The 13973-nt window shown below is 68.3% G+C and carries 19 protein-coding genes; 17 read left to right on the top strand and 2 right to left on the bottom strand.

Annotated elements, in window-relative coordinates; genetic code table 11:
• Nucleotides 1-10 precede the first annotated feature (10 nt).
• The 17 genes from QFZ67_RS24865 (at nucleotide 11) to QFZ67_RS24785 (ending at nucleotide 12569) form a co-directional block, all read left to right on the top strand.
• Nucleotides 11-520 carry a hypothetical protein gene (locus QFZ67_RS24865; RefSeq protein ID WP_307663287.1) on the top strand — a complete coding sequence of 170 codons (510 nt, stop codon included), beginning with the start codon at nucleotides 11-13 and terminating at the stop codon, nucleotides 518-520.
• A gap of 9 nt (nucleotides 521-529) precedes the next feature.
• Nucleotides 530-949: a hypothetical protein gene (locus QFZ67_RS24860; protein ID WP_307663286.1), complete on the top strand. Its 420-nt coding sequence runs from the start codon at nucleotides 530-532 to the stop codon at nucleotides 947-949.
• Nucleotides 946-1260, top strand: coding sequence for a hypothetical protein (locus tag QFZ67_RS24855; RefSeq protein WP_307663285.1), 315 nt, complete (start codon nucleotides 946-948; stop codon nucleotides 1258-1260). Before QFZ67_RS24860 ends, QFZ67_RS24855 begins: the two co-directional genes overlap by 4 nt.
• Before the next feature lie 11 nt (nucleotides 1261-1271).
• Nucleotides 1272-1628 (top strand): hypothetical protein, encoded by a 357-nt coding sequence (locus QFZ67_RS24850; RefSeq protein WP_307663284.1) that lies wholly within the window; start codon nucleotides 1272-1274, stop codon nucleotides 1626-1628.
• A complete protein-coding gene (locus QFZ67_RS24845) occupies nucleotides 1621-2046 on the top strand; it encodes a minor capsid protein (RefSeq protein WP_307663283.1) in 426 nt (141 codons plus the stop codon). Before QFZ67_RS24850 ends, QFZ67_RS24845 begins: the two co-directional genes overlap by 8 nt.
• A gap of 67 nt (nucleotides 2047-2113) precedes the next feature.
• Nucleotides 2114-2572 (top strand): phage tail tube protein, encoded by a 459-nt coding sequence (locus tag QFZ67_RS24840; protein ID WP_307663282.1) that lies wholly within the window; start codon nucleotides 2114-2116, stop codon nucleotides 2570-2572.
• Complete coding sequence (locus QFZ67_RS24835) at nucleotides 2569-3057, top strand: hypothetical protein (protein WP_307663281.1); 489 nt, start codon at nucleotides 2569-2571, stop codon at nucleotides 3055-3057. The genes QFZ67_RS24840 and QFZ67_RS24835 overlap by 4 nt, the downstream gene beginning before the upstream one ends.
• A gap of 145 nt (nucleotides 3058-3202) precedes the next feature.
• The gene (locus tag QFZ67_RS24830; protein WP_307663280.1) at nucleotides 3203-5731 is read left to right on the top strand and encodes a hypothetical protein; all 2529 of its coding nucleotides are present in this window, start codon (nucleotides 3203-3205) and stop codon (nucleotides 5729-5731) included.
• A 15-nt stretch (nucleotides 5732-5746) separates the two neighbouring features.
• Entirely contained in the window at nucleotides 5747-8482 is a 2736-nt protein-coding gene (locus QFZ67_RS24825) for a hypothetical protein (RefSeq protein WP_307663279.1), read from the top strand.
• Between the two features lie 10 nt (nucleotides 8483-8492).
• The gene (locus QFZ67_RS24820) at nucleotides 8493-8936 is read left to right on the top strand and encodes a hypothetical protein (RefSeq protein WP_307663278.1); all 444 of its coding nucleotides are present in this window, start codon (nucleotides 8493-8495) and stop codon (nucleotides 8934-8936) included.
• 65 nt (nucleotides 8937-9001) lie between these two features.
• Complete coding sequence (locus QFZ67_RS24815) at nucleotides 9002-9757, top strand: PIG-L family deacetylase (RefSeq protein ID WP_307663277.1); 756 nt, start codon at nucleotides 9002-9004, stop codon at nucleotides 9755-9757.
• A gap of 55 nt (nucleotides 9758-9812) precedes the next feature.
• Nucleotides 9813-10058, top strand: a complete 246-nt coding sequence (locus QFZ67_RS24810; protein ID WP_307663276.1) for a hypothetical protein — start codon at nucleotides 9813-9815, stop codon at nucleotides 10056-10058.
• Nucleotides 10058-10900, top strand: a complete 843-nt coding sequence (locus tag QFZ67_RS24805) for an N-acetylmuramoyl-L-alanine amidase (RefSeq protein ID WP_307663275.1) — start codon at nucleotides 10058-10060, stop codon at nucleotides 10898-10900. The genes QFZ67_RS24810 and QFZ67_RS24805 overlap by 1 nt, the downstream gene beginning before the upstream one ends.
• Nucleotides 10901-10957: 57 nt before the next feature.
• Complete coding sequence (locus QFZ67_RS24800; protein WP_307663274.1) at nucleotides 10958-11215, top strand: hypothetical protein; 258 nt, start codon at nucleotides 10958-10960, stop codon at nucleotides 11213-11215.
• A gap of 30 nt (nucleotides 11216-11245) precedes the next feature.
• Nucleotides 11246-11512, top strand: a complete 267-nt coding sequence (locus QFZ67_RS24795) for a hypothetical protein (protein WP_307663273.1) — start codon at nucleotides 11246-11248, stop codon at nucleotides 11510-11512.
• Between the two features lie 20 nt (nucleotides 11513-11532).
• Complete coding sequence (locus QFZ67_RS24790; protein ID WP_307663272.1) at nucleotides 11533-12186, top strand: collagen-like protein; 654 nt, start codon at nucleotides 11533-11535, stop codon at nucleotides 12184-12186.
• Between the two features lie 101 nt (nucleotides 12187-12287).
• Nucleotides 12288-12569, top strand: coding sequence for a hypothetical protein (locus QFZ67_RS24785; protein ID WP_307663271.1), 282 nt, complete (start codon nucleotides 12288-12290; stop codon nucleotides 12567-12569).
• 107 nt (nucleotides 12570-12676) lie between these two features.
• Here QFZ67_RS24785 and QFZ67_RS24780 read toward each other — a convergent pair whose 3' ends face one another.
• Nucleotides 12677-12826, bottom strand: a complete 150-nt coding sequence (locus QFZ67_RS24780) for a hypothetical protein (RefSeq protein ID WP_307663270.1) — start codon at nucleotides 12824-12826, stop codon at nucleotides 12677-12679.
• A gap of 390 nt (nucleotides 12827-13216) precedes the next feature.
• Nucleotides 13217-13972 (bottom strand): GntR family transcriptional regulator, encoded by a 756-nt coding sequence (locus QFZ67_RS24775; protein WP_307663269.1) that lies wholly within the window; start codon nucleotides 13970-13972, stop codon nucleotides 13217-13219.
• Between the last annotated feature and the right edge of the window lies 1 nt (nucleotide 13973).

The following is a 13973-nucleotide window of genomic DNA, read 5'->3' as shown; positions in this document are numbered from 1 at the left end:
GTGACAGCTGATGCCTCTGACTAGTGACTTCAGCATGTCTGCGAGCGGCCTGTACACGAAGGCTGGGGACCTCTCCACACCGTCCGACGAACTCAATTGGCGGCGGACGGTCCATCTCGACACGGGCACCGCGGTGGGCAAGGCCGACCTCCGGTTCACGGACACCCGCACGTTGGGGGCGTCGGCGACTGAGGATCTTGACCTCGCGGGTGTGCTCACCGATGCGTTCGGCGTCGCGCTGACGTTCGTGCGGATCAAGGGGCTTTTCATCAGTGCGGCCGCGGCGAACACGAACAATGTGATCGTCGGCAACGCTGCTGCGACCGCGTGGGCGGCGCTCCTCGGCGCTACGGGCACTGTGACGCTCCGCCCGGGCGCGAGCATGGGCGTCATGGCGGGCGCGGCGGACGCTACCGGGTACGCGGTCGCGGCAGGGTCAACAGACCTGCTCAAGGTCGCCAACTCCGGTGCCGGTACGGGCGTCACGTACGACATCCTGATCATCGGCGCGTCTGCGTAGGGGGTGGCCATGGCCCGGATCTACGCCACCTCGGCGCAGTACGTGACGTACACCGGGCTGGCCGCGCCCGCGGACATCGCGAAGATGCTCGCGGACGCCTCCCGCATGCTCGACAGCAAGGTGTTCCAGTACTGCTGGTTCGCCGCCGACAGCGTCACCGGGATGCCGACCAACGCGCTCGTACTCCAGGCCTTCGCGGACGCCACGTGTGCGCAAGCCGAGTGGGGCGACGAGACCGGCGACACCACCGGCGCCGCCGGGGCCGGTTGGGGCACGGCGGAGCTTGGCTCCGCGAAGCTCGGCCGCTCGGTGACTGCCGTGTCTGGGGCTGATGCTCCGGGTCGGCAGATCGCTGACAAGGTGTGGGACAGCCTCCGGAGCCCGGATCTGACGCCGGACATCTTCGTTCTGGGGATGGTGTCGTCGTGAAGCTGCCTGGCATGTGGCTGCGGCACGAGGTCACCGTCGAGGCGTACGAGGGCAACTCGGCGAACGGCCCCAAGTACGGGGTGGCTTTCACGGTCCGGTGCTTCGCAGAGGACAAGACCCGCCTGGTACGGAGCCCGACCGGGGAGGAAGTCACCTCCATGTCGACCTTCTACGCCCGACGGGGAGTGACGATCCCCGCCAAGTCGAGGGTCACCCTCCCCAGCGGCAGGAAGACGACCGTCATCGCCGTCCTGGACCATCACGGCGGCGGGCTGCCGACTCCTGACCATCTGGAAGTGCAGCTCATCTGAGGGGGTGTGCGGTGCCGCAGTACACGCGGTTCGAGCCCGGCAACGCCCGACTTCAGTGGACCAGCCGCGGCCGCCGACTCGCCTCGGAGGGCCTGGAGAAGGGCCTGGAGCACGTCCTCAAGGTGTCCAAGCAGCAGGTCCCCTTGGACGAATCCACCTTGGAGAGGTCCGGGAAAGTCGTGATGAACGGCCCTCTCGATGGGGCGATCTCCTACGACACGGTGTATGCCGTCCGGCAGCACGAGGAGCTCACCTGGAAGCACCTGCCCGGGCGCAAGGCCAAGTATCTGGAAGACCCGATGATGTCCGAACGGGACATCGTGCTGCGGATGATGGCCGTCACGCTACGGAGGTTCTTCCGTGGCTGACCTCCTGGACGGGCTGGCCCGTCACCTCCAAAGCCAGGGCCTCGTGGCCTACGAACCCGACGTGGCCGGCGGTGACTGTTTCCTCGAGGAGATGCCGCCGGAGCCTGACGAGTGCGTCGTGTTGACCCTGTACGGGGGTCCGGAGCCGGACAGCCTGTCGGGCTACAGCGAGCCGCGTCTACAGGTGCGCACCCGTGGCGGCCGCGGTGACCGGCGCACCTCCCGCACTCGCGCGGAAGCCATCTTCAACGAACTGGAGGGCCTCGGCACGCTCACTCTCCCCGACGGCACCCATCTGCTCCTGTGCTACGCCCTCCAGGCCGTGCCCGCGTCGATGGGCGTGGACGAGAACAACCGGCATGAGCACAGCTGCAACTACCAGCTGAGCGTCCGGCATTTGACGAAGCACCGCGTGTAGTCCCCCCACCCCCTTTCTGGCCCGTCACGAACACCGTGACGGGCCTTTCGCATGCCCGGAGGAAGAGATGGCAGCAGAGCAGTACAACGCCCGAGACGTCGTATTCCAGATCGAGGACTATTTGAATCCGGGGGTGTGGACGTCGATCGGCCCCAAGGGCATCGAAACCTTCTCCAAGTCCAAGGAATACGAGACCGCCGATACGACAACTTTCGGCAGCAACGGCCAGGCCGAATCGCAGAACATGCAGATCGGGCAGGCGATGCAGCTGGAAGGCAAGCGGCTGCGGGACTCTGCCACCGGCGCGATCGACGCCGGGCAGCTGATGGTGGAGACGCAGTCCGAGCGGCTCGGCGACGCGTCCAACACCGGCTTCCGCTTCGCCCACAAGGACGACACCACGTGGACGGTATGGGCCAAGGCGAACTTTCAGATGGGCGAAGAGGGCGCCGGCACGAACGAGAAAGTCACCTGGTCCGTCACGGTCACCCGGTCAGGTGCGTCGTCCACGGCGGCGAAGGTATGACCGCGCCTCGCGCCCGCAAGGCGCCCGCGGACAGCTTCGATGCGTTCTGGGCTGAGCAGGCCCGGAGCGGCCGTACGACGGTCATCCGCGGCGTCACCGTGCCCGTCCCGGCGGACCTTCCGCTGGCGCTTGAGCTGCGTGCCCAGGAGCTGTCCGAGTCGACCGCAGAGACCGACATTCGCGAGCTCCTGGCCCTGCTGTTCGGCGTCGACGTCCTCGACGAGTGGCGCAACAAGGGCATGGGCCTGCTGGAGCTGAAGACCGTCCTCGCGTGGGCCAGCGCGCAGGGCGCGGGGCGTGACATCTCCTTCGCCGAGGCGCTGGAGGCCGTGCGCGCCGAGGAGGCCGAGGGAAAAGCCCCGAGCGGCCAGAACAGGGCCGCCAGGCGAGCCGCGCCCAAGAAGCGGTCCGCGAGTACTGGTGGGCGGTCCGCGCGGACTTCCGCCGGGAGTACGGGATCGGCTCGCAAGACCTCGCGCGCATAGGCCGCGGCGAGTTTTGGGCCCTGCTGTCCGGCCTCTCTGCTGAGGCGATTTTCCGCAAGGTCGCGGGCAAGCAGCTGGCTGTCATCGACGACGACGAGCAGATCCGCGCCGCACTGCACAGCTAAGGGGGGTCTTCGTGTCGTCCATGACCATTGGCACTCTGACCGGTTTCCTCCGCGCGGACGACTCGGGGATGCGCCGCGGCCTGTCGGATGCCGAGCTGCGTATGCGTGGCTTCCAGCGCGACGTGGAGGGCCGGATCAGGCACCTCGACGGCAGGTTCGCCACTATGGGCGAGCAGCTCGCGGCCGGGTTGCGGACCGCGGACGGGGAGGGTCGCCGGTTCAACTTCAGCCTCGGCCGGCTCGTCAGCATGGCGGGCGGTCTGGGTGGCGTCGCCATGTCTGTGGGCCGTATCGCGGCGATGCTCGGGGCTGCGGCGCCGCTGGCTGCTGGGTTGGCCGCGACGATCGCGAACATCGCGCCGGCGGCCGGGCTGGCGGCTACGGGCATCTTCGCAATGCTGCTGGCCACCCAGACGCTCAAGTTGGGCATGCAGGGCGTCGGGGATGCGGTGAAGGCCGCTTTCGACACGTCGAATCCCGAGGCGTTCAACGAGGCGATCAAGAAACTGTCGCCGAACGCGCGAGCCTTCGCCATAGCGATCAAGGAGATGGCGCCGGAGTTCAAGAAGCTTCAGCAGCAGGTGCAGGACAGGCTGTTCGCGGGCTTCGACACGCTCGCTAAGAACATGGCGTCGGCGACCCTGCCGCACCTGCGTAAGGGCCTGACGCAGACCGCTGACGCGCTCAACCTCATGGGCAAGGGCGTCGGGAACGCCGCGGTCCGCATGGGCAAGAACGGCACGCTCGGCCAAGCCATCGGCGGTGCCACCGCCGGCCTGAAGAACCTGTCCCGCATCCCCGGGCAGCTGACGGTGGGCCTCACGCAGGTTGCGGCCGCCGCGGCCCCGGCCTTTGCGCGCCTCACGGCGGGTGTCGGGACCGCCATGGACGGCATCGCCGACAAGATTTCCAAGGCTTTCGAATCCGGGGCGATGGAGAAGGCCATCGAGCAGGCCATCACCCTGATCGGCCAGCTGGCCAACATCGCGGGCAACGTCTTCTCGGTCATCGGCTCCATCTTCACTGCGGCGCAGGCGTCCGGCGGCGGTTTCATTGGCGTACTCCAGCAGATCACCGCGGCGCTGGCCGCGGCGTTCGCGTCGCCTGCGGTGCAGGACGGCCTCAGGGCGATTTTCCAGACGATGGCGGTGGTCGCGAAGACGGTCGCCCCGCTGTTGATCAGCGCGTTGCAGGGCATCGCCCCTGTGTTCACGGCTCTTGGCCCGCCTATTCAGACCGTGGTCAAGGCGCTCGGTGCGGCTCTCGGCCCGATCATTAAGGCGCTTGGTCCCGTACTGGAAGCAGCCGCGAAGGCTGTTGGCGCACTGCTGGTGGCGCTCTCGCCGCTGCTCCCCGTGATCGGGCAGCTGGTCGCCGCGCTCCTGCCCGCGCTGACGCCTCTTTTCGACGCGTTGAACAAGGTGTTCGTGGCTCTCGCCCCGGTCATCTCTCAGATCGCGACGACCCTCGGCGCGACACTGGCCCCGATCATTGCCGGACTAACGCCGATCATCGCGATCCTCGCGAAGACCATCGGCGACCAACTCGTCATCTTCATCGGCATGCTCGGCGACCTGATCATTGCGCTGTCGCCGACGCTCATCCAACTCGGCGGGATCTTCGGTGAATTGCTAGTTGCCGTGGCGCCGCTCATCAAGACGCTCGGTGACCTGGCGACCAAGCTCCTCACGGAGCTGATGCCTTTCATTCAGCCGCTGATTGAGCTGATCGCGAAGCTGGCCGCAATGTTCGCGGACGAACTCGCGGCGGTCATCAGGACCGTCGTCATCCCCGCCATTCAGATGATCGTCGCCCTGCTGCAAGGTGACTTCTCCGGGGCGTGGGACGCGGCGAAGCGGATGGTCTCGGGCGCGATCGACACCATCGTCCGATGGCTCACGCAGTTCCCACAGAAGGCGTGGGCGGCTCTGTCGAGCTTCGCCAGCAAGTTGGGGCAGCGGGCTCAGGAGGCGGGCGGCAGGCTCAAGGACGCGATCGCACGGAAGGTCTTGGAGGCGGTAGCGAAGGTCCGCGAGCTGCCGGGTAAGGCCGTGTCAGCGCTCGGCAACCTCGGCAGCCGGTTGTTCGAGTCGGGGAAGGCGCTGATCCGGGGCTTCATCGACGGCATTAAGAACATGGCCGGCCGTGTCGGGGACGCGGTCAGTGGCGTGCTGTCGAAGGCCCGGAACCTGCTGCCGTTCTCGCCCGCGAAAGAGGGACCTTTCAGCGGTAAAGGCTGGACGCTCTATTCCGGACAGGCCATCTCACAGGCTCTCGCGGCTGGTATCGCCAGCGGTGAGGGGAAGGTGCAGAGCGCCGTGGGGTCGGTGCTCGCGGGTGCGCAGAGCGCGATTGCGGGCTCGCCGTTGGGCCTGTCGATGGGTGGTGCGGTGCCCGGCATGGCGCTCCCCGGGGGCGGCGGCGCTGCGGCGAGCGGCAGGCGCCAGCGGGTGGAGATCGTGCTGTCCGGGCCGGAGGAGTTCCGGCGTCTGATCCGCCGCATCGTGCAGGACGGCGGCGGCGACGTGCAAGAAGTCTTCGGAATGTGATGAGGGGAGGCCCTAATGCCGGTCCCGGACGCCAAGGTTGAGATGCAGATCGGCGGCGTCTGGACCGACACCACGAACGATGCCCTGATGGAGGAAGGGGTCAGCCATACGCGGGGGAGGACGCGTCCAGGCGCGCGAGTGGATGCCGCGAAGATGGCGTACGGGCTGCTCAACCCGGACCTGAAGTACTCCCCGCGGCACCCCATGTCGGCCAACTACGGACTGATCGGCCGGAACACCCGCACCCGCTTGTCCGTCGCCGGGCCGGTGCACCTGGCCATGACGGGCACCGCCGGCTTCAGTACCGGTGCGTCCACCCCGGACGCGGCAGCCCTGGACATCGTCGGCGACATTGACATCCGCTTCGACGCGACCCTCACCAACTGGCTCGCGTCCGGCTCGGTGGAGCTGTGCGGCAAGGGCACCCCAACCGGCAATCAGCGCTCCTGGCTGCTGCTCATGAGGGACAGGCGGCTGCACTTCGAGTGGTCCACGGCGGGTACGTCGACCATCTCGACGGATTCGACCGCCGAGGTGGTCGTGCCGCCGTCGGACCGTCTCGCGGTGCGGGTGACGCTCGACGTCGACAACGGCGCGGCTGGGAACACGTGCCGCTTCTACACCGGCCCGAGTATCTCGGGGCCGTGGACTCAGCTCGGTGCTGACGTGGTCACCGCGGGCGTGACGAGCATCTTCAACAGCACGGCGCCCCTGCGGGTCGGCCAAGGCTGGGACGCTCTCGGCTTCCCCTCCGCAGACGGCCAAGTCCACGCCTTCGAACTCCGTAGCGGCATCGCGGGCTCGGTGGTCGCCAATCCTGATTTCACCGTGCAGACCGCCGGCGCCGCGTCCTTCACGGACAGCACGGGCAAGGTGTGGACGATCGGCCTTGCCACCAGCCTCAGTGACCGGCATTACCGCTGTGTCACGGAGATCCCGGTGTGGAAGCCCCGCTGGCACGTGAGCGGGAACAAGGTGACGGCGCGCATCGAGTCGTCGGGGATCATGCGACGTCTGGGGCAGGGCCGTAAAGCCCTCGCTTCCACGCTGAGGCGGCGTATCCCGAGCTTCTCGCCGCTGGCCTATTGGCCGATGGAGGACCAGAACGGCGCCACCCGCGCCGCATCCGCCCTCACCGGCGGCAGCCCGCTGTACACCCTCGGCCTGGATTTCGGCTCCGACGACTCCCTGCCCGGGTCGAAGGCTCTGCCGGTCGTGTCGACCGGAGGCCGCCTCAATGGCCGCGTGCCCGCCCCGGCCGCGGGGGTGACGGAGTGGCAGACGGAGTTCGTGTTCTTCCTGGCGACCGGCCCGGGCGCGGAGTCCATGGCGCTCGGCTACTGGTCGACAGGCACCGTCAAAAAGTGGCACCTCTCCTTCAACGACGCGACCTCGGCCCGCATCCAGGGGTTCGGCGCCGACGGCCTGTCCGTCGTAGACACGATCGTGGGCCCGACCACAAGCCTGTACGGGCAGTGGAACCGCTGGCAGCTCTACGCCACACAGAACGGCGGAAACGTCGACTGGAACGCGTTGTGGATCGGCGTTGGCGGCAGCGCCGGGGCAACCAGCGGCTCCTACGCGGGCACCGTGGGCCGCATCACGGACGTGGTGGGCCCTCCGGCCGCGTACGCGGCTGGCGCGGACGGTTTGAGGTTGGGCCATATCGCCGTGTTCGCCGACATCGATACGGCCTACTACAACTTCGCCGACCACGGATTCAGCGGCGAGTCGGCCGGTACCCGGCTGCGGCGTCTGTCGGGTGAGGAGTCCATCCCGGTCGTTATCCACGAGACCGCAGGCGCGATTCCGGAACTCCTCGGCGCGCAACGCCCGGACACGGCGCTGAGCCTGATGGGTGAGGCCGCGGACAGCGAGTCGGGCATCCTCTCCGAGGACCATCGCACGGTGGCTCTGGCCTACCGGGACCGGTGGTCTCTGTACAACCAGACGCCGAAGCTGGTCGTGCCCTACGCGAAGTTGGGGCCTCCGCTGGAGCCGGTCGATGACGACCTGACGACCCGCAACGACAATGAGGTCGGCCGCGCTGGCGGCTCCTCGTCGCGGGTGGTGCAGGAGACCGGCCCCATGTCGGTGGAGGCCCCGGAAGACGGCGGCGTCGGCATCTACGACGAGTCGGTGACCCTGTCCCTGGCGGCGGATGAGCAGACGTTTCAGCAAGCCGCGTGGCGAACCCATTTGGGCACGTGGGATGCGTCGCGCTTCGAACGTGTGCGGATCATGCTGCACAAGCATCCGGAGTTGATCACCGAGGTCCTCGCGATCCGGGAGGGCGACGTCATCCAAATCACGGACGGGCCCGACTTTCTGGAGCCTGGCCCGTTCAATCTGATGGTGCAGGGCTTCGAGGAGGAGCTCAAAGAGTTCGCGTGGGAGATCACCTTCTACTGCTCCCCGGCTGATCCGTGGACGGTCGGGGTGGTCGGAGACACGATCCTCGGCAGGCCGGACACGGACGCGTCGGAACTGGCGTCCGGGGTGGACGCGGACGACCTGTCGTTCTCGGTCGCGGTCACCGCAGGCCCCCTGTGGATCACTTCGGCTGCGTTCCCGACACACTTCCCGCTGAACGCGATGATCGGCGGGGAGCGGGTGAGCGTCTCGGCGATCTCGGGTGGCGCGTCGCCGCAAACGTTCACGATCAGCGCCCGCAGCGTGAACGGCATCGTCAAAGCCCACTCCGCCGGGGCTGCCCTGTCCCTCGCTGATCCGATGCGACCCGCACTGTGAAGGGGGCCTAATGCCGATCCTCGCTGGCCAGATCGTCACTGCCGGACAGCTCAACCGGCTCAGGCCGACTGTCTACTTCGCTCAGGAAAGCTCCACCCTCACCAGGACCACGACCACCGCGGCCGACATCCCCGGCGCCACGGTCACCTTCAACACCGAGGCCGCGAACGCCGTGTACCGGGTCGACGCGTCGTTTGACTCGGCGGTCGGCACATCGAGCGCCTCCACGGACATGATCGGCACGATCGTCGTCGACGGGGCCACCGCGCCCGTGTCCGGCCGGCACCAGATGGACAACCTTGACCGGGACTCGGTGTACGCGATGGCGACGGGGACTCTCGCCGCGGCCGGTAGCCACACGATCAAGCTCCAGGGTGCGCTCAGCGCGGCCGCGGGGTCTGGCACCTGGCAGGCGTTCACCAGCCTCATCGTGACCATCTACGAAGTCCCCTGACCCGCGCCTCACCCCATCCGCCCGCCCCCATGAGGGGCCTTTTTTATGCCCTGAGGAGTGCTCCTGTGACCACGCCTGCCGCTGATCCCATACCTCTGGCGACCGGACGCGACGTTGATTTCGTCACCGGCCACCAGGATGACGAGCTGGTGATGATGGGCTGGGCTTTCGTGCATCACGTCCTCGCCGGGCGTAGGGCGAATCTGCTGCTCGGCACCGACGGGTCAACGACCTCGGCCCTGCGGATGGTTAACGGCGAGCTCGCGTCGGGCTGGTGGGGCGGCTTCCACTACCCGGAGCGCGAGGGGTACGAGCGGCTCACCCCACAGGACATGGCCGAGGCGCGTGACCTGGAGTACCTCGGCTCGGGCGCGGAGGTTGGCCTGTCGACCGATCGTATCCACCTGAACCTGGAGTACCGGGGCCCGAACATCGACGAGGATCAGGCGACGGCGCTGCTCCTACGCAGGCGCGAGCAGGCGCCTGACGCGGGCGTGTACACGCACCACTGGCTCGACATAGACCCGAATCACGCCGCCCTCGGCACGGCACTCAAGGAGCTGCACACCCAGTCCCCCTCGGACTGGTCGGACGTCCGGTGGATGGTGCGCCCCGAGCAGATCGGGCAGATAGCGGGCGCGCAGCAGTACGGCGTGCCCGGCACGTACTACGACGGGGCGAAGGTACTGCTGACGAAGGCCGCACGCCATTACGCGTCGTGGGCTCCGCGGCAGGGCCGGGTGGCTGCCGGGTATCACGGTGTTGGCCTGTCCTTGTTCTCGAAGCTGTTGACGCAGCCGAATTACTTCGTCAAGCCCTGACTTTGTCCGCCTCGTGCCTGTTGGCCGGGGCTTTTTTGCTGCCCTGGAGGGCCTCATGCCTCAACCTGCGCCGAGCGTCGGCCGGATCGTCCACTACGTCAGCTACGGCACCCCGGGCGGCGAGTACACCTCGCAGTGCCGCGCGGCCATCATCACGGGCGCGCCAGAGTGCGACGCCCACACCGAGTGCGTTTCCCTCGCCGTTCTCAACCCCGAGGGCATGTTCTTCAACCAGCACGTCCCGCACAACGAGACCAGCCAGCAGCGCGGCGGTACGTGGCACTGGCCGGAGCGTGTGTGATGAAGCTCGTAACCCGCTCCCAGTGGGGCGCGCCCGCCAAGTCCCCCGCAGCCGACCTCCGCGCCGCCCGCGGGGTGAAGTTCCACTACCTCGGCTCCGCCTACGCCAGCCGCTCCCACGACAAGTGTGACGAGCAGGTACGGGCGATCCGGGCCGCGCACCTCGCGAACAAGAAGGAGGGCTACGTCGACGTCGCGTACAACTTCCTCGTCTGCGAGCACGGGCACGTCTTCGAAGGCCGCGGCGTCCGCAAGCGCACAGGGGCGAACGGCAACCAGGCGCTGAACCTCCAGGACTACGCGGTGTGCGCCCTCTTGGCGAAGAAGGGCGGCGGCCTCGACGAGCCCACTGACGCGATGCTCGAAGGCCTCGCGGACGCGCGGCAGCTGCTGCGCGAGAACGGGGCCGGCGCCTGGGTCGGCGGGCACCGCGACGGGCACAACACGGCCTGCCCGGGGGACGCCCTGTACGACTGGGTGAAGCGCGGCGCGCCTCGCCCTGGTGGTACGCCGCCGCCTCCGGTGGAGACGAAGCCTTCCACGCCGAAGCCGGTCGTGGACCTGTCGAAGCTGGTGGCCGCGGCCAAGTTGGATCCGCCGAAGCGGGGTACGCCGATCTCGTACTACGGGGTGAAGACCGTAGAGACCGCGCTCGTCGGCGAGGGCCTGCTGCACCGCGAGCTCGCGGACGGGCACTACGGCACTGCGACGAAGACCGCGTATGCCGCGTGGCAGCGCTCCGCGGCCGGGGGCGGCTTCAAGGGTGCCGACGCGGACGGTATCCCCGGTAAGGAGTCCCTCACTCGCCTCGGCAAGCGCCGCGGCTTCACCGTCACCGCCTGAGCCCCTCGAGGAACAGGTACGGACCAACGTTCCCAACTCGCAGAATGGATGACCGCCATGCCTGACTTCCCCCTGCCCGATGCCGAGACCGTCCTCAAGACCCGCAAGACCTACGGCCGCGACCTCCTGGAGCGCGTCCTCACCACGTTCCTCCAGGCGGGCATCGCGGGCATCGTCGTCACGCAGCCCCTCGACGGCAGCATGTGGTACGCCGCGGGCGCTGGTGGTGTCGGAGCTGTCCTGTCGCTGTTCAAGGGCCTCGTCGCGCGCCTGCGGTCGGTGACCAACTCCGCGTCCCTCGCCAAGGGCGTCTGACCCTGCCCGCCAGCACGACCGGGAGGGCGCATGGATGCCGCCACCGTCACGGCCATCGGGGTACTCGGAAGCGCCCTGGTGGCCGGGCTGGCAGCCATGTACGGCTCCCGGATCGCGGGACGGGCGCAGCAGGAGGGCCACGTGATCACCGGATACGACAGCCTCGCCGCGAAGCTCGTCGCCGAGCGGGACAAGGCCGAGCGAGACCAGGCGACCGCGGAGGCCAAGGTGACGGCGCTTGAGCTCGAAGTCGCGCGCCTGCGGCTGCTGGTGACGACGCTCGGGGGGACACCGTGACGCGCACGGAGAGAGCGTTCGTGCGACGCCGTCACCTGCTGTGGGTGGTTGCTGCTCTGCTGGCTCTGGCGGGGGCGGTCATCCTGGGCTGGCAGCGCATGGACGACGAGGCCGCGGCACGCGAGCAGCAGCTCGCCGCAGAAGCTGACTTGCGGGGGAAGGCCGTGTCCACGCTGACAGGCGATGTGCGGGTGCTGCGCGCGCAGCTCCAGGCGGCTGGGAAGACTCCCGCGGTTCCGGACCCGGAACAGGCCGTGGAGGATCTCCCGGAGCGGGCGGAAGTGCCGGTGTCGATTCCCGGAGAACCTGGCCAGCCGGGGCGGGACGGGGCTCCGGGGAGCGCCGGGGAGGACGGCCTGGACGGGAGCGACGGAGCGGACGGAACCCCCGGCGCGGACGGGAGCCCCGGCGCCGATGGTGTCGACGGCCGTGACGGAGCACCAGGCGAGAAAGGCGACCCCGGAGAGAAGGGCGAGAAAGGCGACAAGGGGGAGCCGGGGGAGCGCGGACCCGAGGGACCTGCCGGCGCCAGCTGCGAGGACGGGTACAGCTGGCAGACCCCCGACTACGACCCCGACGCGCGGATCTGCCGCAAGAACGGGGCTCCCCCGCCCGACAGTCCCGGCCTGCTCTCCTCTGCCGCGCTCGATCCGAACCGCCGCCAGTACCCGTGACCCCCGCCCCTGCTGCTTGCCCTCGACGGGCAGGCGGCAGGGGCCTTTCTCTATGCACTGCTGAGGTAGCGCCGCACGGGACGACTGGCCGACACTGCGGCATGAGCAACGACGACACCGCAGACGTGATCCCCCTCTTCAAAGAAGACCCCGAGGCCGACAAGCGACAGAGGATGATCGAGTACTGGGAGGCCCTGTACATGCGCCATGGGCAGACGCTGACGGACGCCACATCCGCTGCTTCCCTGCACGTCGCCATGGAGATGGTGATCCTCCTCCTCAACGGCGCTCACGCATCCGACGTCATTGACGAGACGCAACGGGATCAGCTCGCAGCCATCGCCCACACCGGCCATGCGGCGGCCGATGAGTTCCAGAAGTGACGCCCGCCTGACCCTGCCCCGCTGTCAGCCCCTCGTGCCACACTGAGGTCGCTGCCCTCCCCGTCGCTGAACGCCCGCCCCTGCTACCGGGGCGGGCGTTCGTGCGTCTACTGCTCCTTGTCGCGCTCCTTGAGGATGCCGTCCACCTCCTCGTACAGCGCGTTCCGGACCTTCGCCTTGAAGTGGTCGATGCCTACCTTCAGGCCGATTCCGACAACGATGCCGAGCCCGAAGGCCCCTGCCGCGAGGTACATCATTTGGAACTGCTCCTTGCCAGGACGAATTCCCAACCGTCCGGTCGGAGCGGCGGGCTTCCTCTTCTTCCTGGCTTCCTGGAGCTTCCTAGGCTGCCGTCTGCTCGGGCCCGCCGTCCCTGAGGGGACTGGCGCAGAAGGCCGTGCTGGCAACACCGCTAGGCTACCATCGGTCACGGTGCGCTTCGCACCGTGACCGTCACCCCACGATCCCCAACGCGTTGTCACCCCCGCCCCACAGCATGAGGTGTCCCCGCTTGCTGCGGACTCTGCCCCCGCCGCCGGGACAGCGCCCGGAGGTGGGGGCGTTCAGCCCGCCGCCAATACCCCTGACGTACAACGCCCCCTGTTCTCCCTTCGGGGAGGGCAGGGGCGCTTTCGTCATGTCCGGGCTCAGTCGTCCAGGTCGATGGCGAAGTCCACGACAGTGGTGTCACCGCGGCGCACGATCGGATGCGCCACTTCAACGACTCGCCCGGTGTCCACGATGTGCCGACGGGTGTAGCGGATCACCGGAACACCCGCACCTACGCGCAGTGTTGCAGCCTCAACCTCGGTTGGCATGGCCGCGGTGAACGACTCCGTGATCCTCGTGACCCGAATGCCGAGGCTGGTCATCTGCGCCCGCGTGCCGCCCGGCCACGGTTCGTTGATCGGATCGGCCACCGGTGTACCCGCCACGTCGGACCAACGCAGGTAGCTGGTGCTCATCTGCGTGGGCTGGTCGTTGTCGTAGAACACGAAGTGCCGGGCGAGGAGCCGCTCACCGGGCTCGCACTCGAACAGCGCGGCCAGCTCGGCGTCCGCCTCGACTTTCTCGAACCGCTTGTCGAGCCGGTACTCGGACCAGCCGATGCCCTGATCCCTGGTGTACGGCGTGGCCTTGGTACCGGGCACGGTGCGGTATCGGTCTGCGGCCATGCGGTGTACCGGCGGCCGCGACCGGACCAGGGTCCCGGCGCGTGCTTTGGTCTCGATCAGCCCCTCGTTGCGGAGCAGGCCGAGGGCGTTCCGGATCGTCGTCTCGGAGACGCGGTATGTCTCGCACAGGGCGGGGAGGGTCGGCAGCCGGTCGCCCGGTTGCCATTCGCCGGAGGAGATGCGGCGCCGCAGGTCAGCGGCGATCCGCAGGTACTCGGGCTGTGCCACT

Origin of the sequence: Streptomyces sp. V1I1, assembly GCF_030817355.1 — a bacterium.
GTDB lineage: Bacteria > Actinomycetota > Actinomycetes > Streptomycetales > Streptomycetaceae > Streptomyces.
Note: the sequence above shows the minus strand (reverse complement) of the source record. Positions and strands in the feature narration are given on the sequence as shown.